This window comes from Phycicoccus flavus, from assembly GCF_004025965.2.
In the GTDB taxonomy this organism is placed as follows: domain Bacteria; phylum Actinomycetota; class Actinomycetes; order Actinomycetales; family Dermatophilaceae; genus Phycicoccus; species Phycicoccus flavus.
The window spans coordinates 61,609-81,167 of sequence record NZ_SAYU02000009.1; the positions used below are offsets into that span (position 1 = coordinate 61,609).

The 19,559-nt window shown below is 75.1% G+C and carries 11 protein-coding genes; 8 read left to right on the forward strand and 3 right to left on the reverse strand.

All coding sequences use genetic code 11. The features are described from left to right. Positions 1 to 1,173, forward strand: coding sequence for a M48 family metallopeptidase (locus EPD83_RS04560; protein ID WP_128365461.1), 1,173 nt, complete (start codon positions 1 to 3; stop codon positions 1,171 to 1,173). On the opposite strand, the gene EPD83_RS04565 is transcribed toward EPD83_RS04560, so the two are convergent. After that, entirely contained in the window at positions 1,127 to 3,187 is a 2,061-nt protein-coding gene (locus EPD83_RS04565; protein WP_235950343.1) for a HelD family protein, read from the reverse strand. The genes EPD83_RS04560 and EPD83_RS04565 overlap by 47 nt on opposite strands. Before the next feature lie 189 nt (positions 3,188 to 3,376). Between EPD83_RS04565 and EPD83_RS04570 the strand changes: the two genes are divergently transcribed. Both EPD83_RS04570 and EPD83_RS04575 read left to right on the forward strand, forming a co-directional pair. After that, on the forward strand, positions 3,377 to 3,820 hold the full coding sequence (locus EPD83_RS04570) for a VOC family protein (RefSeq protein ID WP_128365459.1): 444 nt from the start codon (positions 3,377 to 3,379) through the stop codon (positions 3,818 to 3,820). A gap of 82 nt (positions 3,821 to 3,902) precedes the next feature. After that, on the forward strand, positions 3,903 to 4,505 hold the full coding sequence (locus tag EPD83_RS04575) for an endonuclease (protein WP_128365458.1): 603 nt from the start codon (positions 3,903 to 3,905) through the stop codon (positions 4,503 to 4,505). Positions 4,506 to 4,767: 262 nt separating this feature from the next. Here the strand turns inward: EPD83_RS04575 and EPD83_RS04580 are convergent, their stop codons facing one another. Together EPD83_RS04580 and EPD83_RS20850 are read right to left on the reverse strand one after the other, a co-directional pair. Next, positions 4,768 to 5,547 (reverse strand): hypothetical protein, encoded by a 780-nt coding sequence (locus tag EPD83_RS04580; RefSeq protein WP_128365457.1) that lies wholly within the window; start codon positions 5,545 to 5,547, stop codon positions 4,768 to 4,770. Between the two features lie 9 nt (positions 5,548 to 5,556). Then, a complete protein-coding gene (locus tag EPD83_RS20850; RefSeq protein WP_128365456.1) occupies positions 5,557 to 14,091 on the reverse strand; it encodes an RHS repeat-associated core domain-containing protein in 8,535 nt (2,844 codons plus the stop codon). An 806-nt stretch (positions 14,092 to 14,897) separates the two neighbouring features. Between EPD83_RS20850 and EPD83_RS04590 the strand changes: the two genes are divergently transcribed. The 5 genes from EPD83_RS04590 to EPD83_RS04610 all read left to right on the forward strand — a co-directional run. After that, complete coding sequence (locus EPD83_RS04590) at positions 14,898 to 16,346, forward strand: cell wall-binding repeat-containing protein (protein ID WP_165566270.1); 1,449 nt, start codon at positions 14,898 to 14,900, stop codon at positions 16,344 to 16,346. Positions 16,347 to 16,417: 71 nt separating this feature from the next. Next, positions 16,418 to 17,614 carry a sensor histidine kinase gene (locus tag EPD83_RS04595; RefSeq protein ID WP_165566271.1) on the forward strand — a complete coding sequence of 399 codons (1,197 nt, stop codon included), beginning with the start codon at positions 16,418 to 16,420 and terminating at the stop codon, positions 17,612 to 17,614. After that, positions 17,611 to 18,273, forward strand: a complete 663-nt coding sequence (locus EPD83_RS04600; RefSeq protein ID WP_128367617.1) for a response regulator — start codon at positions 17,611 to 17,613, stop codon at positions 18,271 to 18,273. Before EPD83_RS04595 ends, EPD83_RS04600 begins: the two co-directional genes overlap by 4 nt. A 173-nt stretch (positions 18,274 to 18,446) precedes the next feature. Beyond that, entirely contained in the window at positions 18,447 to 19,322 is an 876-nt protein-coding gene (locus EPD83_RS04605; protein ID WP_128367618.1) for a CPBP family intramembrane glutamic endopeptidase, read from the forward strand. A gap of 10 nt (positions 19,323 to 19,332) precedes the next feature. Further along, a partial coding sequence (locus EPD83_RS04610) for a hypothetical protein (protein WP_407676011.1) occupies positions 19,333 to 19,559 on the forward strand: 227 nt, incomplete at its 3' end.

Sequence of the window (19,559 nt, forward strand, 5' to 3'; positions counted from 1 at the left end):
GTGACGGCGCGGACGGGGGGTGCGGCGGCGGTGCTGCTGGCGGCCCTCGTCGTGCTCGCCGAGACCGCGCTGGTCGCCGCCTGGCTCGTCTTCCTGCTCCGCGACGAGGGGTGGTCACGCCTCCTCTGGCTCGTCGTCGGTGGCCTCGTCGCCTGGCGGCTCGTGCCCCGTCCGGGGCGGCCCGATGACCGCGCCGTCCCGGTGACGGCCGAGGAGGCGCCGGCCCTGCACCGCCTCGTCGCCCGGGCCGCCGAGCAGGCCGGGACCCGGCCGCCGTCGCGGGTGCTCCTCGACACCACCTACCCGGTGGCCGCCCACGCCACCGGGTACCTGGGCAAGACCTCGCTCGTCGTCGGGCTGCCGCAGTGGTCGGCGCTGTCCCCGTCGGAACGCGTCGCCGCGCTGGTCCACGTGCTCGGCTGCGCCCGACCGCAGGTCGGTCCGGCGGGCGTCCTCGTCCGGCTGGCCGACGACCTGCTCACCGCCGCCCGCACGATCCTCGTCCCGACGTCGGTGGTGCGCGCGCACGAGGCGGCCATCGGCCAGACCACCGCCGGCTACGGCGAGGTCGGTCCGGGCGGGATGCTCGTCGCGAACCGGCTCGCGCGGGAGACCTCCGCGGCCGTCGGCGCCGCCGGGATGGCGGTCGTGGCCGCCCCGGTGCGGCTCCTCCAGCAGCTCCTGGGTCGGCTGTGGCGGCCGGCCGCGCTCGCCGCGGCCCGGGACGCCGACGCCCGCGCGGCCACCGTCGCCGGACCGCAGGCGACCCTCTCGATGCTCGCGTCCACCGCCGGCGTGCCCCGCGGGCTGTCCGCCGCGCAGAACGCGGCCCGCACCCGGGGGACGTCTTCGCCGCCTTCGACGACGCCGCGCGCCGTGACCCCGTCGGCACCGAGCAGCGGGTCCGCGCGGCCGCGGAGCGCCAGGTCGACGACCAGCACCCGAGCAGCGCCGATCGGGTACGTGCGATCCGTGCCGTCCCCGGGTCGGCCTCGCCGCAGGTCGCTCCGCTCGACCCCACGCTGCTCCGGGCCGCGCACGAGGAGGTGCGGGCCCTGCGCGCCGGCCTGGCCCGCCGCCTCGCCGAGGAGCTCGTCCACGGTCGCCCCTGACCTGGGCCGCCCGGTCAGCCGGCCAGGGCCTCCGGCAACGGGCGGCTGTGGACGACGGTGAGCCCGGACACGGCGCGGGTGAGGACGACGTAGAGGCGTCGCAGTCCGGTGCGCTCGTCGGGCTCGGCCTCGACGAGGGCCGCCGGCTCGAGGACGACGACGCGGTCGAACTCCAGGCCCTTCGCCACGCTCGCCGGGACGAGCTCGACCTGGCGGTCCTCGTCGTCGCCGTGCTCGGCGTCCAGCCGGCCGTGGGCGACGCCGGCGGCGGTGAGGTCGGCGCTCAGCCCGGCGACCTCGGCGTCCGCCACGATGACGCCGACCGAGCCCGGTTCGGCCGTCGCCGCCACCACCGCCTCGAGCACGGCGGCCGACCGCTGCGCCGTCTCGACCGCGACGACGTCGAGGCGGCCGGGGTTCTCGCGCACCGACCGGGGCGCGCCGAGCCCGGGCGCCATGGCCGGCAGCAGCCGGGCGGCGAAGTCGATGACGAGCCCCGGCACCCGGAAGCCGCGGTCGAGGGTGACGAGCCGGTGGTCCGGGCGCCCCAGGTGGCCCATCGCGGCGTCCCACGAGGTCGTCGCCCACGGCGTCGTCCCCTGCGCAATGTCGCCGAGGACGGTGAGCGACCCGGTCGACGCGCGGCGCCCCACCGCCCGCAGCTGCATGGGCGAGAGGTCCTGCGCCTCGTCGAGGACGACGTGACCGAGGCTCGGGGTGCGCTCCAGGAGGTCGTGCAGCTCGTCGAGCAGGGCCAGGTCGGCGCGGGTCCACCGGGCGGCGCCCTTGGTCCGCGGCGGTGACGCCCAGAGCAGGGCGGCCTGCTCGTCGTCGGTCAGGATCCCGTCGGCGGCCTCGGCCAGCGCGGCGGCGTCCGACAGCAGGCCGAAGAGGACGGCTGCCGCGTCGCGAGCCGGCCACAGCTCCTTGGCGTAGGCCCTCACCGGTGCGGAGCGGGCGATGGTGTCCTGCACGCGGTCCCCCGGGAAGTCACCGGAGCGCTCGATGCGCACCATGACGAGGTGCGCCAGCCGCTGGGGCAGCAGGTCGCGCGCCGCCCCGTAGCGGACCCCGCGCCGCACCAGGGCGTCGACCTCGTCCTGCACCTCGTAGGCGGGCACCCGCCAGCGGCGCGCGCCGCGGGGCACGACGAGGGGGTCGGTCGGTGTCCCGACCGAGGCCCACACGGCGCGCCGCAGCACCTCGGCCATCCGCGCGTCGCCCTTGAGGACGGCGATCGCGGTCGGGTCCTCGGCACGGACCCGCGCGTGGTCGAGCAGCGTGTCGATGGTGGCGTGCCGGACCCGCACCTCGCCGAGCGAGGGCAGCACCGCGCCGATGTGGTCCAGGAACGCCCGGTTCGGCCCCACGACGAGCACCCCGGAGCGGTCGAGCCGCTCGCGGAAGGAGTAGAGCAGCCAGGCCGCGCGGTGCAGCCCGACGGCCGTCTTGCCGGTGCCGGGCGCGCCCTGGACGCAGATGCTCGTCGCGAGGTCGGAGCGCACCACCTCGTCCTGCTCGGGCTGGATGGTCGAGACGATGTCGCGCATCGGCCCGGAGCGGGGCCGCTCGATCTCGGCGGCGAGGATCGCGCTCCGGTCTCCGGTGTGGTCGGCCTCGCCGTGGGTCAGGCGCTCGTCCTCGTAGGCGGTGAGCCGCCCGCGGTCGACGCCGAACCGGCGTCGCAGGTCGACCCCCATCGGGTCCGCGGGGGAGGCCCGGTAGAACGGCGTCGAGATCGGTGCGCGCCAGTCGACGACGACGGGGTCGCCGCCCTCGTCGCTGACGTGGCGGCGGCCGATGTGGAAGGTCTCCTCGCCGTGGCCGGTGCGGCAGTCGATCCGCCCGAAGAACAGGGTCGTGCGGGGGTCGTCCTGCAGCGAGGCGACCCTCCGGGCGAGGACGAGGTCGAGGTAGGCGGCGTTGAAGGCGTCCGAGGCGGTGCCGGCGTCGAGGCTCTCGGTGGCCTCGCGCATGCGGCGCAGCTCGGCGCGGGCCCGCTCGAGGTGGGCCTGCTCGGCGGCCAGGGTGGGGTCCGGAGGTCGGGTCGTCGGGGTGGCGGTCGGCGCGGGCACGGCGGGACCGCCTCCTGTCGTCGTCGTAGGTCGGGGCCCGGGGACACGTGAGGTACTCATACCGGAGAACCGACGATGGTAGCACCGGGTGGGGACGGTCCCGCCCACGATCCGGGCGCCGCCCGATGCGGCTACTCGTTCGGAGCCGCGCCTCGCCCGGTGTCGGTGGGCCGCGGCACACTGCGGTGCATGGACCGCTCTCACGCCCCCGTGCAGGTCGTCATCGACTGCGCCGACCCCGCCTCCCTCGTGTCGTTCTGGGCCGAGGCTCTCGCCCCCCGGGGCTACGCCGTGCCCGCGCCGCCCGGTGGGTTCGCGGACTGGCCCGCCTTCCTCCTCGCGCAGGGTGTGCCGGGGGAGCGCTGGAACGACGCCTCGGCGCTGGAGGCCGAGGGGCAGCCGCGCATCTTCCTCCAGCGGGTCGACGAGCCGAAGACGGGGAAGAACCGGGTGCACGTCGACCTGCTGGGCGGCGGCGGGCCGTCGGTGCCGCTGGACACCCAGCGCGAGCGGGTCGCGGCCGAGGTCGCACGGCTCGAGGCGCTCGGGGCCACCCGGCTCGCCGAGCACACCGACCTGGGCGTGCACTGGGTGACGATGCAGGACCCGGAGGGCAACGAGTTCTGCGTCTGAGCCCGCGTCGCGATGAGACGTGTGGGCGCTGCACCTGCGGGTACCGCACCGGGTGTCACTGGGCTGTCCGGGAGGAGTGCGCATGAGCCAGGCCGACGAGGTCCGTGACCTGCTCGCGCAGCACGGCCGGACCTTCGCCACCGACGCCGGCATCACCCTGCGTGACACCCCGTCCCCGCTGTTCCGCCTCCTCGTCCTCACCCTGCTGGCGTCGACCCGGATCTCGGCCGACGTCGCCGTCGCGACGGCCCGGGAGCTGTCGCGGGCCGGCTGGCGGACGCCGCGGCGGATGCTGGAGTCGACGTGGCAGCAGCGCGTCGACGCGCTCGGCCGGGGCGGGTACCGCCGCTACGACGAGACCACCGCCACCCGGCTGGAGGCGCTGTGCATACGGCTGGTCGAGGACTACCGCGGTGACCTGCGGGTCCTGCGCCCGGACTCCGCGGCCGACGTGGACCGGCTGCGGAAGGGGCTCACCGGGTTCACCGGCATCGGGCCGGTCGGCGCCGACATCTTCTGCCGGGAGGTGCAGGCGGTCTGGCCCACCGTCGGGCCGTTCTTCGACCGGCGTGCCCTGGCCGGCGCCCGGGCCCGAGGGCTGCCCGTCGACCCGGCGCGGCTCGCGGCGCTGGCCCCCGACGGACGCGTCGCCAACCTCGCCGCCGCGCTCGTGCGGGTCGCCTGACGTCGTCGTCGCTGGCAGGGTGACGGGCGTGCACCGGGTCGACCTGCGCCGTCCGGATGACGTGCGGTGGGTGCCGCGAGACTCCCGGGGGACCGCGGTGCTCGTGCTCGCGGGGTCCAGCGGGCGGGTCGACGCCGGCCGGGCGAGCGCCTCTCGCTCGTGCGTCACCGTCCTGACCGTCGAGCGGGCCCGTCCTTACACGGTGGGCCGCGGACTCCGTCACAGGGAGCGGCCGCCGACGTGGGACGCGGTGGCGCGGCGATCAGCCCAGGTCGAGCTCGGCCAGCGCCCGGTGGAAGCGGTTCGAGGACTCGGGCATCGACGGGTCGTCCCAGCGCAGCCAGGCGTCCTGCTGCCGGTTGCCCGGGTCGTCCCAGTACTCCCAGTCCGTCACCGCGTCCACCAGCTCCTGGTCCGCGGGGTCGGGGCTGCCCTCGGTGCGGGCCCGCAGGGCCGCCACCCGCTCCGGGACCCGCTCGACGACGCCGCAGCCCGGCCCCTCCGGCCAGCGCTGGTCGTGGACCGGGACCCCGGCGTGGAGGCCGAGACCGCGCAGGTCGGCCGCCGTGAAGTCGTTGCCCCGGATCTCGTTGGGCCGCGACCGGGGGCGGATCGAGGGGATGAGCGGCTGGTTCCGTCCCCACAGGCTCAGCGAGTCAACGACCCCGACGAAGACGTTGTCGACCAGGTCGACGGCGTCCAGGTGGGAGTGCCACCGGCAGGTGTCGAACGTCGAGCCCTCGATGCGGCCGTACGGCAGGGAGGTGTTCCGCAGGTCGCACCGCACGATGCGGCAGCCGAGCAGGTGCGGCCCGTCGTCCTGGTGCTCGTGGTCACCACCCCAGTCCCACTGGAGGTCGCAGCGCTCGAAGGTGCAGTCGACGAACACGGTCCGCTCGAACGACAGCCACTCCTCCGGCGTCCGCACGCCACGGAAGGTCACGCCCTCGATCCGCCGGTCCCGGAACTGCCACACCGTGCCTGTCGGCGGTCGTCGCACGACGGTGCCGGGGGGCAGCTCCGGACCGGGGATCGTGGGCACTCGCCAACCCTAGAAGAGGAAGGAGCCCGGCCAGCGGTAGACCACGATGAGCGCGTCCTTGTACTCGGCCGCGTACTTCCCGTTGCCGATCGCCTTGCCGTACTTCACCGTGACCTGCGACTTCGTCGTCAGCTCGACGAAGAAGTTCTTGCCGCTCTGCACGAGCTTGAAGTCCGGCCCGAGCGTCCGGTAGACGCCCTTGGACGTGCTCTGCTTCAACGCCTCGCCCGTGGCCTTGTGCACCGCCTGGCCGACGAACTTGTTCATCAGCCCGAAGTTGCCGTCCTGGACCGCCTTGCGGTAAGCCGCACGCTCGGCCGCCGACAGCGACCGGTAGAGGGCGTTGCGGAACTGGCTCTGGAGCACGCTGTTGACCAGCTTGGCGACGGTCTGCGCGAAGGCCCGGGCCGTGGCGTTGCCGACGAGGTGGGCGGGTGCGTAGATCTGCACACCGTTCTTCTCCGAGATCAGGGTGTACTCGGCCGCCATCGCCCCGGACGGGTCGGTGAACGCCAGCGGGTTGTTGTCGACGTAGGCGTAGGCATTGAGGCCGCCCGCGGGGTCTTCCTGCACGAACCGCCCGATCGACGGGTCGTACCAGCGGGCCCGCATGTACATCAGCCCGGAGTCGTCGCCGCCCGCGTGCCCGGTGAAGGCGTACGACCCGCCGAGGGCGTCGGCCCCACCGGTCGTGCGGCTCTCGCCGAAGGCCGAGTACCGCGTCGTCGACAGCGACTGGCCGGACCCGTCGTAGACGCTCGTCACCGATCCCAGCCGGTCCAGCGTCGGGTAGACGTCGGTGCCGTCGGCGGACGTGGCGGCCAGTGGCTCGCCACTGCTCGGCAGGACGGTGAAGGACTGCAGCACCGTCGCCGCCGGCCCCGTGCCGGCGAGCTCGGCGACCACGGACGAGCCCGAGTAGGCCCAGCTGGTCGTCGCGCCGTCGACGGTCCGGGTGGTCCGCCGGCCGAACGGGTCGTACCCGTAGGTCGTCGTCCGCCCGCCGGCCGTCACCGACCGCAGGGTGTGGTCGGTGTTCCAGGCCAGCGTCGTCACCGCACCGCTCGCCCGCTCGGTCCTTCTGACGAGGTTGCCCTCGTCGTCGTAGGCGTAGGTGCGGGTGGCGTCCTGCACCAGGCGACCGGCCGCGTCGTAGCGGACCTCCGCGGCCGGGTCCCCGGTCCAGGAGGTGCGGTTGCCCATCCGGTCGTAGGTCGTCGACTCGTCCGCGAAGGGCGAGCCGTCGGCGTAGTCGACGGTGCTCAGGTTGCTCTCGGCGTCGTAGCCGTAGGTCTCGACCCCGAGGTCGTCCTGTGTGCTGGCGAGCCGACCCTGGGCGTCGTAGCCGTAGCGCACGGTCGACAGGGCGGTCCCGGCCCGCGTCTGGGTGCGGGTTTCGAGGCGGCCCAGGGCGTCGAACGTGTTCGCCTCGACGACCCCGTTCGGGCGCGCGAGCCGGGTGAGCCGCCCGGCGTCGTCGACGTCGAGGTCGAAGCGGCCGCTGCGGGTGTCGGTGACGACGTCGGGGTTGCCGGCGGCGTCGAGCCCGATGGTCGTCGCGCCCCACGGGGTGGTGACCTCGGTCAGGTCGCCGGTCCCGTCGTACGCGTAGTCCAGCGTGTAGGCCGGCGCGCCGTCACCGGAGACCTCCTCGCGGACCGTCCGGCCCGTGGCGTCGTGGCCGCGGCGGATGGCCACCGAGCCGTCGGTGACCGACCTGAGGTCCCCGAACCCGCTGTAGGTGTAGGTGAGCGTGCGCTCCGGCGTCGTGCGGGTCCGCACCCGACCGGCGCGGTCGTGGGTCAGCGAGGTCACGGCACCGTTGCGGTCGCGGACCGAGGTCAGCCGCAGGGCGTCGTCGTAGGCGAAGGTCGTGACCTTCCCGGCCTCGTCGGTCTGGGTCAGCAGCTCGCCGAGGTCGCCGTAGCCGAACAGGCGCTGCCGTCCGGCGGCGTCGGTCATCCGCGTCACGCGGTTGAGGTCGTCACGCACGAACTCGTTGAGCACCGCCCCGGTGCCGTCGAGCACGCGCGTCTCGTAGCCCTCGTCGTTGTACTCGACCTGCCGCACGCTGCCGGCGCCGTCGTCGGACCGGGTCATCCGGCCCAGGGAGTCGTAGGCGAACCGGCTCGTGATCTGCCCGCCGCGCACGACCGTGGTCACGAGCCCGGCGGTGAGGGTGAAGTCCGTGCGGACCCCGTCCTCACCGACCGTCGAGGTGAGGTTGCCGACGGAGTCGTACCCCCACAGCCGGGAGCGGGTGGCCCCGGTCCGGCGCTCGGACTTCAGGTTGCCCGCCGCGTCGTAGGTCCGGGTGACCCCGCGACCCTCCTGGTCGGTGGCGGTGAGGATGCGCCCGTGGTCGTCGCGGGTGAAGGTCACGGTGCCGTCGGCGTCGGTCTCGGTCCTGACCCGGCGGGCGGCGTCGTAGGTCCACCGGACCGTGCGGGTCTCGCCGTCGGCGACGGCGTCCTCCCGGGCCAGGTTGCCCGCGGCGTCGTAGGTGAGCACCGTGAGCAGCCGGCCGGTGGGGTCGGTGACGGTCTCCTGGCGGGCGCCGACGTCGGTGCTGACCTCGGTGCGGTTGCCCTCGGCGTCGACGTAGGCGAGGACCCGGCCGTCGGTGGCGTACTCGATGCTGCCCAGTGAGCGGCCTCCCGGGCCCGTCATGCCGGTGAGCCGGTGGTCCTCGTAGGTGTAGGTCGTGCGGGCGCTGTCGACCCCGGTGGAGGCGACCAGGTCGCCCGCGGCGTCGTACTCGTAGCTGGATGTCCCCGCGGGGCTGACGATCGAGGTGATCCGGTCGGAGGCGTCGCGGGTGTAGGTGATGGACCGGCCGAGGCTGGACTCGACCCCGTCGCGGGTGAAGGTCAGCGTGTTGCCGTTGCGGTCCCTCGCGGTCCGCAGCCCGAGGTCGCGGTCCAGCACGTACTCGGTGCCGCCCAGGTCGGTGAGCCGGAAGACCGTCGGGTCGTACAGGCCGTCGATGCCGAAGCCGCCGCCGAGCGCGGTGCCGTCGCCGGGGAAGAACAGCGAGGTGTCGTTCACCGCCACGAGCTCCGAGGTGGTGTCGGTGCCCGGACGCGGTCGGAACGTGGCCTCGGCCAGCGGCGGGAAGAAGGTGCTGGAGTTGGCGCCGACGAGGTCGAACGCCTCGACCCGGCCGTCCGGCCAGGTGACGCTGACGTAGTGCGGGACCGAGGAGGTGTACTCCAGGTTGCAGAAGATCAGCCCGCACGTCGTCGACTTCGCCGACCACCCACCGAGCCCGAGGGGGCCGTTGGTGGACACGGTGAAGTCCGCGATCGAGGCCTGCCAGCCGACCCCGAAGTCGCCGGAGGACCGGTCGAAGGAGTCGTAGGACCGCTCGACCCGCAGCGGCAGGCCGGCGAGGTCGACGTCGTGGTCGACGAACGAGCGGGTCACCCGCCCCGGCTTGAAGTCCCCGTCGACGAGGACGTCGACCGAGGTGACGGTGGTCCCGCCGTCGCTGGAGGTGCTGACGACCCGCACGACGTACGGACCGTTGGCGAGGATCGTCGGGTCGAGCACGGCCGAGACGGTCGCGGTCGACCCGCCGCCGTCTCCGGTCCCGACGGTCTGCGCGGTGCCGGAGCCGTCGGCGGGCTCCACGGTGACCCGCCACCCGGTGACGGTGGTCCCGGCGGCTGCGGCGAGATCCGCGGTCACCGTGGTCGGCATCGCGACGCGCGACCCCTCCTCGAGGGAGACCGCACTGGTCACGGGACCGGTGTTCTCCCCGGTGCCCGAACCGCCGATGACGACGACCGAGGTGTCGCCCACGGTGAGCGTCGAGGGGTCGTCGGTGGGGATCGGGTCCAGCTCGTTCGAGGTCACCGTGCCGCTGACCGCGATGCGGGTGACCCCGGCCGGGACGGGCTCGGCGATCTTCAGCCTGAAGTCGACGGTGGCCTCGCGGTAGGGGGCGAGGGTGCCGATCGCGACGTCGACGCCGTCACCGGCGGCCACCGTGCCCACGGTGGTGCCCACGGACCCGGCGACCAGGGAGGTCCCGGCCGGCGGCGTGAGGGTGTAGCGGATCCCGGTGACGTCCCGGGTGCCCACGGAGGTCACGACCGTCCGGTAGGTGAGGGTGTCGCCGGGGGAGACCGCTCCGTTGCCGTCGGCGTCGACGGCCAGCGAGCCGGTGAGGTAGGCCGTGAGGGCGGGGTTGGGGCGGATGACCGTGGTACGGGTCGGGTCCGCGGCGCCCGGCAGCACCGGGTCGTCGGTCTGGACGCTGGGCACGCCGGTGGCCCGGACCGCGCCCTGGGTGGCGATCTCGCCGACCCCGGCGGGCAGCGGGTCCGCGACGCGGACGTCCACGGTCACGGTGCGCGACGCGTGCCCGGCGATGTCGGGCAGGGTCACCCAGGCGGTGCCGTCGCGGTTCTCGACCCTGCCGCCGTCGGGCGTCGTCGCGGCGCCGTCCACCAGCGTGGAGTCGGCGCCGGCCGGCAGCTCGGCCGAGACACCCTGCAGCGTGACGTCGCCGCCGTTGCGCACCACGAGGGTGTAGCGGACGGTGTCGCCGGGGCTCACCGTGCCGTCGCCGCCGACGTCGACCTGGAGGCCGTCGGTGAGCGAGGCCTGGATCGTCGCCGGGGCGAGCCGGACGACGGTGCGGCTGGAGCCGGTGGGGCCGTAGGTCCGGCCGTTGGTGTCCTGCCAGGTGACCTCGCCACGGACCGTGGTCGGGCCCACCGCGCCGGCCGGGGCGGCGTACGTCGCGGTGCCGCTGCCGAGCTCTCCGGCGGTGAGGCTCGGCGGCGCGCCCGTGACCGGCAGGTCGGCGTCGTCGGCGGTGGCGGTGGTGCTCATCGACCCGGCGGGGCGCGCGCCGAGGTTGGCGAGCTTCAGGCCGTAGGTTGTGCTCGTCCCGGCCGGCAGCGAGTCCGGGCCCACCGTCGAGATGCCGACGACCGGCAGCTCGCGGGTCGCGGTGGTGTGCGCCAGGGGTGCCACGAGGCGACCGACGCCACCGGACCCGAGGGCGAAGGCGGCGGTGGTCAGCGGCGAGCCGTCCGCCGCGAGGAGGCGGCCGAGGTAGCCCGCGTCGGTCTCACCCGTGCCGCGCGCCTTCGGTGCGCCGACGACGTGGTCCTCGTGCAGCGTCACGGCCGCACCGGGGGCGATGGCGCCCAGGCCCGGCTCGTCGGCCGGCGTGACGACGAGGGCGTCGCCGTCGGGGAGGACGACGTGCGCGGAGACGTCGGAGGCGTCGCCGGTGAGGGCGCGCACCTCCGGGCCGAAGTCCCGGCCGTAGGTGAACAACCGCCGCGCCTGGATGCCGTCGGGCGTCAGGTCGAAGGAGACGTGGGTCCGCACGCCGGAGGTCCGCGCCGGGTCCAGCAGGGTGTTCGTCTGCTGCGGGGTCAGCGTGACGACGGTCTCGGTGCCCCAGGAGGCCCAGGCGCCGGGGGCCACCGTGGTGCCGGTGACCCGGTCGGCGCCCGAGGGGTAGGTGACGCCGGCGAAGGCGTTGGGCTGGGTCGTCACCCGCGCCGCGTCGCTGCCCGCGGTCGCGAGGGTCGACCAGTCGCCGGTCGTGGTGTCGCGCCGCTCGAGCAGCAGCGACCACCCCGCCACGGTGGCCGTGCTCGCGTCGACGTTCTGCAGGCCGACGAGGGCCGGCACCACGAGCGTGGCGCGCTCGTTGCGGACCGTGACGTCGTAGCCGACGGTCTCGCCGGGCAGGGCCGCCTCGGCATCCTTGGCCACCGCGGTGGTCAGGTCGGGCACGAGCGCAGGCGCCGCCGCGCTCTCGGCCCGGCCGCACTCGGCTCCGCGCACGTCGAGGCCGTTGCCGGTGATCCGGATCCGGTCGCCGAGGATGCCGCAGAAGAAGCGGTTGTCGTCGCCGGAGATGCTCACCTGGCCGGCGCCGGCGAAGATCGTCCCGAGGAACTTGCTGCCCTTGGCGGCGATGTCGACGGCCTTGTCGCCCTGCGCGCCCGCCAGCAGGAAGAGCCCGTCGAGGTAGGGCGTGAAGGCCGGCCGCGAGCCCGCGATCGAGATATGGCCCTCGGAGACCAGGGTGACGTCACCGCCGATCTGCGAGCCGTTCAGCTGGATGTCACAGCTGGCGTAGTAGACCCCGGAGGGCAGGGCCGACTGCACGTCGTGCCACGAGCCGCCGGAGCACCGGTCGCTCATGTCGTGGTAGGCGGCGCCGACCTCGCCGGCCACGGGGCCGCCCGGGCGGTAGTCCGCGACCTTCCAGGTGACCGGGTAGGGGAGCACCACGGTCTTGCGCGGGTCGGGGGTGAAGTACTGCTTGTCGATGTTGGCGTCGAGCACGCCGGCGTAGGTGGTCTCGCCGAGCGCCTTCGTCGCGCCACCGACCGACAGCTTGCCGTTGGTGTGGATGCGCCCCTCGATGCGGCCGGCGCCGCCGGTCCAGGTGAGGGAGTCGGTGGTGCTCTGCGAGTTCGCCCAGACGGCGACCGGCCGCGCGACGGTGAAGCCCGCGAGGGTCTGCGTGGCGGTCCCGCCGTCGTCGTCGGTGAGGGTCGCCGTCACGCTGTAGGCGCCGGGCCTCGCGTAGACGTGCGACCCGATGAAGGTGCCCCAGCCGGCCCCGGCGGTGGTCACCGGGACGGTCGAGGTCGAGCCGTCGCCCCAGTCGACGGTCGCCTCGTGGGTGTCGCGCCACCCGGCGTCGGTGAGCCGGCCGTTGACCTGGGTCAGGCCACCCGCGAAGGCGTCGCCCGCCTCGAGCGTCAGGACGGGGTCGACGTTGCCGACCGTGACCAGGACACGGTCGGTGGCGGTGGAGCCGGTGCCGTCGCCGACGGTGAGCTCGACGAGGTAGCGGCCGTCGTCGGGGGCGACGAAGGTCGGGTGGGGGGTCGTGCGTCCGGCGAGGACGACGGGCGGGCCGCTGGACTCCACGACGCGCCAGTCATACACGAGCTCGCCGCTGATCTTCACGAGGTCCGAGCAGGTGGTGGTGTCCGACTCGCCGCCGGCGTCCTCGGCCGTGACGGTCAGGCACACCCGGTGGGTGCCGCTCGCGAGGTCGTCGGGCAGGTCGAAGGCGACCGGCAGCGTCGTGGGTCCGTCGGCGGGCAGGTCCAGCCCGGCGGAGACGTCCACCGGGTCACCGTCGTCGACGGTGTAGGTGACCTTCGTCATCCTCGCGCCGATGATCTCGGGAAGGATGTCCGGCAGGTCGCTGACGGTGGGCACGCCGGTGCAGGCGCCGCCGCTCAGGGTGGACAGGTCGCTCAGGCGGATGCCGACGCGGCCGATGGAGCACGAGCTGCCCTTGCCGACGGCGAAGGCCTGGAACTCCACCGGCGGCGAGCACGGCAGGATCGTCGAGAGGTTCTTGGAGTCGAAGGCCTCGCCGTCGGACATGAAGGCGGTGAGCAGCTTCGGCGACCCGGTGGAGGCCAGGAGCTGGCAGGAGAGCGTCGTCGGTGGCAGGAAGTTCGTGCCGCCGCCGATCCGCAGGCTGCGCAGCGCCTCCTCGACGTCGCGGACGCCGTCGCCGTCGAGGTCCGCGTCGGGGGCGAGCAGGGTGGCGACGTTGGCGGTGCCCGAGCGGGGGTCGAGGTCCAGCGCGCTGGCCGTGGTGCTGAACCTCACGACCGCGACCTTCTCGACGGTGCCGGAGGCGACGATCTCGTCGAGCAGCTTCAGCGCGGCAGCGACCTCGCAGTCCAGGACGGTGTTGCTGGACCGGTCGCCGTTCGCGTCACCACCGCACGCGGCAGCGGTGGCGGTGCTTCCGGACACGTCGAGGACGAAGGCGACCGAGGTGTTCGTCACCGACTGGCCCTGGCCGACCTCGACCTCGCCGGTGGCGCGGATGCCCTGGGCATCGGGGTCCAGCCCCACGAGTCGGGCGCCGACGGAGGTCCCGCCGGGCAGGGTGTCCGCGACCTCGCTCGGCTGGAGGCCCGGGCGGGTGCTGGCCGTCGACGCGGTGCCGTCCAGGGTGACGACCGAGCCCTCGTCGACCTGCTGGTCCGGGCCGGCGGCGGCCTTCGGCGGCGAGACGGGGTCGGGGGTGGGCGGGTCCTGCGGCTTCTGGTCCGGGTCGTCGGTGATCCCGCCGCAGAACTTGAACCGGTTGTCGTCGTAGTCGCGGTCGCCCCCGCCGAAGAGGTCCTCGAAGCCGACGAGCGCGCACCCCTCGGTGTCGAAGTCGACGACGGCGTGCTCGATCCCGTCGGGGTTGCGCGTCCCCGGACCCGTCCGGAACTGGTGGCCCGCGACGTCGATGCCGAACACGAGCTCGGCGCCCGCCTGGTAGGGGCCGACGGGGACGACGGTGCCGACGTCCCGGTTCGTCGCGATCCGCACGACCTCGGGGTCGTAGAGGTGCAGGGTCGAGGTGTAGCCCGCGGACGCGGGCAGCACCTCGACGGTCACGGGCGCGCCGGTGGAGTACAGCCGGCCGCCGAGGACGGGGTCCGGGTCGGCGGTCTCGGCCGTGGCCGCGGGCGGCACGGCCAGCCCGGCGAGGAGGGCGAGAACGCCTGCGAGCGCGCTGGACCGGAGCCGTCGAGACATGCGGAGGTACCCCTAGCCTGGGAGGTCGTCACTGCCCCCTCGGCCGTGACGGGTGGAGTTCTATCAGCGAACCCTCAGGGAGCGGAAGCCTTTCCGACGAAATTCGTCGGACTTTCGCGTCCGGGTGTCACGCCCGTCCCGCCAGTCACACCAGCCCCGGGCATGGCTTTTCGGAGAGCTTTCGATCGCAGGTCTTCTTCGCTGCGCTCGGAGCATTGGGTCCACGGGTTCGACGGCGATTGTCGAGACTGTGTCTCGACTGCGAACTGGGTTGTGCGGTAGGGGGATCGACACCCCCGGGGGTTTCTCGGAAATGGTCTTCCGGTGGCCGCCCCGGCAGGGGTCGAGCCATTGTCGGTGCGACGCGGAACACTGCCGGAACGGACCGCTTCCGAGCCCCTGTGCAGATCGCCGTCGACTGTCGCGACCCCGGTGCCGTCGTGCAGTTCCGGGACGCGGCCCTCGAGGCCGATGGGCGCGGCGGGTGGCCGAGCACGACGACCTCGGGTGCACTGGGTGACGCTGCAGGACCCGGAGGGCAACGAGCTCTGCGTCTGAGCCGTTCTCGCCGCCGGCACCACCTGGGCCGACGCCGGGGTCGGCCGGACGGCGACGGGCATCGGCCGAACGGTGCGTCGTCGCCCGGACCCGCCCCGACCCGCCCGGGGTCCGGGTCATGGTCGGACGTGGTCCGCCGAGCAGGGGCTCCGGCGGCCGACGGTGTCCGGTCGCCGGCCGGTCACCGCGCCTCTCGCATCCCTGCGCGGGCGGCTCCCGCAGCCGCGCGCCCGACTCCCCGAGGTCCCGTGTCCCGCCTCCGCACCCTCCTGACGTCCTTCGGCGTCCTCGCCCTGCTCCTCCTCGCCGGCCTCACGCCGGCGCCGGCCGCCCACGCGGCCGGGACGGGCGACGACTACCCCGCGGCCCTGCGGACCGCCGCCAAGGACTCGCTCGTCGACCCGTGGCGCTTCTACAACCGCGAGTGCGTCTCCTTCGTCGCCTGGCGGCTCAACCAGCAGGGCGGGACGACGTCGGCCCCGTGGTCCTTCTCGAACTTCATGACCGGCCCCAACGGGACGTCGGTGCAGTTCGGCAACGCCTACCAGTGGCTCGACGCCGCGAGGAAGGGCGGCTGGACCTACGACCGCACGCCCCGCGTCGGCGCTGTGGCCTACTGGGACGTCGGTCAGGCGTCGGCGACCTCGCTCGGCCACGTCGCCGTCGTCACCGAGGTCAACGCCGACGGCACGGTCGACATCGAGGAGTACAACTGGTCGACGCGTGGCGGCTACGGGCAGCGCTCGAACGTGCGGGCCCCGTACTACCTCCACATCCGCGACGAGGACCCGGTGACGCGCGTGACCGCGAGCACCCGCTACGCCCTCTCCGCCCGCACCAGCGCCACCGCCTTCCCGGCCGGCGTCCCGGTCGCGTACGTCGCCACGAGCGCCCGCTACGCCGACGGCCTGACCGCCGCCCCCGCGGCGGCCCGCGGCAGCGGACCGCTGCTCCTCGTCGGCCGGACGACCTTCCCCTCCAGCGTGGCCGCCGAGCTCGCGCGCCTGCGCCCCGCCCGCATCGTCGTCATCGGCGGGCCGGCGGTCGTCTCCGACGACGTCGTCGCCGCCCTCGCCGGCTGTACCACCGGGACGGTGAGCCGGGTGACCGGCGCCACCCGCTACGAGCTGTCCGCCCGGACCAGCGCCGCCGCCTACCCGGCCGGGGTGCCCGTCGCGTACGTCGCCACCGGGGGCCGGTACCCGGACGGCCTGTCCGCCGGTCCGGCCGCGGCCGTCGGCGGCGGCCCGCTCCTCCTCACGCCGCGCGGGTCGCTGCCCGCGGCGACGGCGGCGGAGCTGAAGCGCCTGCGCCCCGGCCGCATCGTCGTCGTCGGCGGGCCGACGATCGTGTCCGACGACGTCGTCGCCGCCCTGCGCGGGCTGACGAGCGGCTCGGTGACCCGGGTGCTCGGCGCGAGCCGCTACGTGCTGTCGGCCCGCCTCAGCGCCACGGCGTTCCCGGCCGGGGTGCCCGTCGCGTACGTCGCCACCGGCAGCCGGTACGCCGACGGGCTCTCCGGGAGCGCCGCGGCGTCCGCGAAGGGCGGGCCGCAGCTGCTCGTCCCCGCCGACTCGCTGCCCGCCGCCACCGTTGCCGAGCTCACCCGCCTGCGGCCCGCCCGGATCGTCGTCCTCGGCGGCCCGTCCGCCGTGTCGGCCGCGGTCCTCGACGCGCTCGGGGCCTACGTGCGCTGACGGAACCCGCGGCCACATCTCCGTCTGCGGACAGAGGCGGAGCGGCCCCGGCGCGCCCTAGCATGCGGCGCATGGACGGCGAACCGCCGCGGGCGCGGTGGACGAGGTGGGCCCGTACGGAGCGGCTGCCCGACTCCCTCCTGGGCCTCTGCGCGGCGGCCTGGGCGGTGGGCTCGCTGCTGGCCACCGACACCGCTGCCATCGACCCCGCCCTCCGGGGTCCGGACGTGCTCTCGGTGCTCGCCACCCTCGTCGCCGGGCTCGCGCTCGCGTGGCGCCGCACCCACCCCGCCCCGTCCTACGCGGTGCTCGTGGGCGGCGCCACGCTCGTCAGCGTGTCCGGGCACTTCGTCGGCGCCCTGTCCCTGCTCGTGCCGTTCGGGCTCTACTCCCTCACCGTCCACGGCCGCCGGCGGGACGCGCTCGGCGGGCTCGCCGTCACGGCCGCGGTCTTCGTCGGGCTCGCCGTCCTCGGGGTGCCGGACCTGCGCACGTCCGACGCACTGACCGCCGTGGCGATCCTCGTGGCGTCGTGGGCGCTCGGCGAGGCCATCCGGGCCCGGCGCGAGCGGCAGGCCGGACGGCTGCGCCTCGCGGAGCAGCAGGCGGTGGCCGCGGAGGAACGGGCCGCCCGCGCCGCCGCCGACGAGCGCCTGCGGATCGCCCGCGAGCTGCACGACGTCGTCGCGCACAGCCTGTCGCTCATCGCCGTGCAGGCGGGGGTGGGAGCGCACGTCATCGACCGCGACGTCGCCGCCGCCCGACGCTCCCTCGACGTCATCGCCGACTCCAGCCGCCGGGCGCTGGACCAGACCCGCTCGCTGCTCGGCGTGCTCCGGGAGTCCGAGGAGCGCGGGGACCGCCCGCCCACCCCGTCCCTGCAGGACCTGGCCGAGCTCGTCGACGACGTGCGCGCCACCGGCCTGCACGTCGACCTCGCGCAGGCCGGGGACCCCGAGCGGCTCGACGCCCTCGTCTCCCTCACGGCCTTCCGGGTCGTCCAGGAGTCGCTGACCAACGTCGTCCGGCACTCGGCCGCCGACCGCGCCGCGGTGTCGCTCGACATCGGGGCGCGCACCGTGCGCGTCGAGGTCACCGACCCCGGACCGCCGCGGGACGGCTCGCGCGTCCAGGGCGCGGGCCACGGGCTGCGTGGCCTGGAGGAGCGCGTCGGCCTCGCCGGGGGACGCCTCTGCGCGGGCACCGACGGCGTGGGCTTCGCGGTGCGCGCGGAGCTGCCCGCCCGCGGCCGGACGGGGCAGGCATGAGGACCCGGGTCGTGGTCGTCGACGACCAGGACCTCGTCCGCGCCGGGTTCGTCCTGCTCCTGTCCAGCGACGACACCCTCGAGGTCGTCGGGGAGGCCCGCGACGGCCTCGACGCGGTCGCCACCTGCCGGCGCACCGGCCCCGACGTCGTCCTCATGGACGTCCGGATGCCGCACCTGGACGGGCTCACCGCGACCCGGCAGATCCTCGCCGACCCCGCCTGCGCCCGGACGCGGGTCGTCGTCCTCACGACCTACGACGAGGACGCCGTCGTCGTCGACGCCCTCCGGGCCGGGGCGAGCGGCTTCCTGCTCAAGGACACCCGCCCCGAGCGCCTCCTCGACGCCGTCCACGTCGTCGCCGCCGGCGAGGCGCTGCTGCACCCCACGGTGACGCGGCGCCTGATCGAGCGCTTCGCCGCCCTGCCCGCCCCACGCGAGCGGGTCGCCGACGGGGTGCTCACCGACCGCGAGCGCGACGTGCTGCTCGCGGTGGCCGCGGGGCTGTCGAACCGGGAGATCGCCGCCCGGCTGCACCTGGGGTACGGGACGGTGAAGACGCACGTCAGCCACCTGCTGACGAAGCTGGACTGCCGCGACCGGGCCCAGCTCGTCGTGTGGGCCTACGAGTCCGGCCTGGCCCGGCCCGGATCGGGCTGAGGCCCCGCACGCCCGCGGGTCCGACCGGCGCCGCCCCGTGTCCCGGGAGGGGGCCGCCTCCGTCCCGGGACAGAGGCGGACCGGGGTCCCGGGACGGGCGCGGTGGGGCCCGCCGGGACGGGACCGTGGTGTCAGCCCGGGAACGGCCCGGGCACCGTCACCCAGGAGCCACCGTGCCCCCTCGCACCACCCCGCTCGACCCGCGGCGGGAGATCGCCGCGTACCTGTTGCTCGCCTACGGCCTCGCGCTCGCCGTCGCGCTCGCGCTGCCGCACGCCCGCATCAACCTCCTCCTCAGCGTCGCCATCCCCACCGTGGTCGTCGCCCTGCTCACCGTCGTGACCACCCCGCGCGGCTCCCGGGCCGCCCTCTGGCGCGGGCTCGGGCTGGGCCGCGTGGGCCTGCGCTCGTGGCCGGCCGCCGTCCTCCTGCCCGTCGCCCTGTGCGGCGCGGCGTACGCCGTGGCCGTCCTCGCCGGCGTCGGACGGCTCGCCCCCGCCCCGGGTGCCGTGGACCCGGCCGACGTCGCGGTCTCCCTCGTCCTCGGCTCGCTCGTCGTCATGGGCGAGGAGATCGGCTGGCGCGGCTACCTGCTCCCGCGGCTGCAGACGGTGACGGGTCCCCGTCGCGGCGCCGTCCTCACCGGCGCGCTGCACGGCGGCATCCACCTGCCGCTCATCCTCCTCGCGACGACGTACGACACCGACGGTCCGCGCTGGTCCGCGGCGGTCGGCGCCGTGCTCACCATCACCGGGGCGGGCGTCGTCTACGCCTGGCTGCGCGGCCGGTCCGGCAGCCTCTGGCCCGTGGCGCTGGCCCACGGCACGGCGAACACCGTCTTCGACGTCGCGGCCGTTGCCGTGGTGCCGACGGGGGCGGGAGGGCTCGCCCTCGTCGCCGGCGAGACCGGCGTCGCCACGTGGCTCGTCTGCGGGCTGGCCGCGGCCGTGCTGCTGTCCCGCTCCCCGGTGTGGGACCGACCGGCGGCGCGACCGTCCCCGGCGCCTGCCGCCGCGGCCGGTTCCGACCGGGCTCCGGCCGGCGTCTGAGGGGGCGGGGATGTCGCTCTCGGACTGCCTCCTGGACCTGCTCCTCGTCGCGGTCGTCGTCCGCCAGGTGCGCGGCCGGCCACTGACGACCCGCACCCTCGTGCTCCCGCTCGTCATCGTCGGCGTGGCCGCGGGCGAGTACCTGCGCTCGGTCCCCACGGCCGGCAACGACCCCTGGCTCGTGGCCGGCGGTGTCGTGGGCGGCGTGCTGCTCGGGACGGCGTGCGCGGCGCTGAC

Bases quoted from the DNA above. Each gene is read 5' to 3' on its own strand.
- EPD83_RS04595 (WP_165566271.1), top strand. From the start codon at position 16,418: ATGGACGGCGAACCGCCGCGGGCGCGGTGGACGAGGTGGGCCCGTACG.
- EPD83_RS20850 (WP_128365456.1), bottom strand. From the start codon at position 14,091: ATGTCTCGACGGCTCCGGTCCAGCGCGCTCGCAGGCGTTCTCGCCCTC.
- EPD83_RS04570 (WP_128365459.1), top strand. From the start codon at position 3,377: ATGGACCGCTCTCACGCCCCCGTGCAGGTCGTCATCGACTGCGCCGAC.
- EPD83_RS04600 (WP_128367617.1), top strand. From the start codon at position 17,611: ATGAGGACCCGGGTCGTGGTCGTCGACGACCAGGACCTCGTCCGCGCC.
- EPD83_RS04575 (WP_128365458.1), top strand. From the start codon at position 3,903: ATGAGCCAGGCCGACGAGGTCCGTGACCTGCTCGCGCAGCACGGCCGG.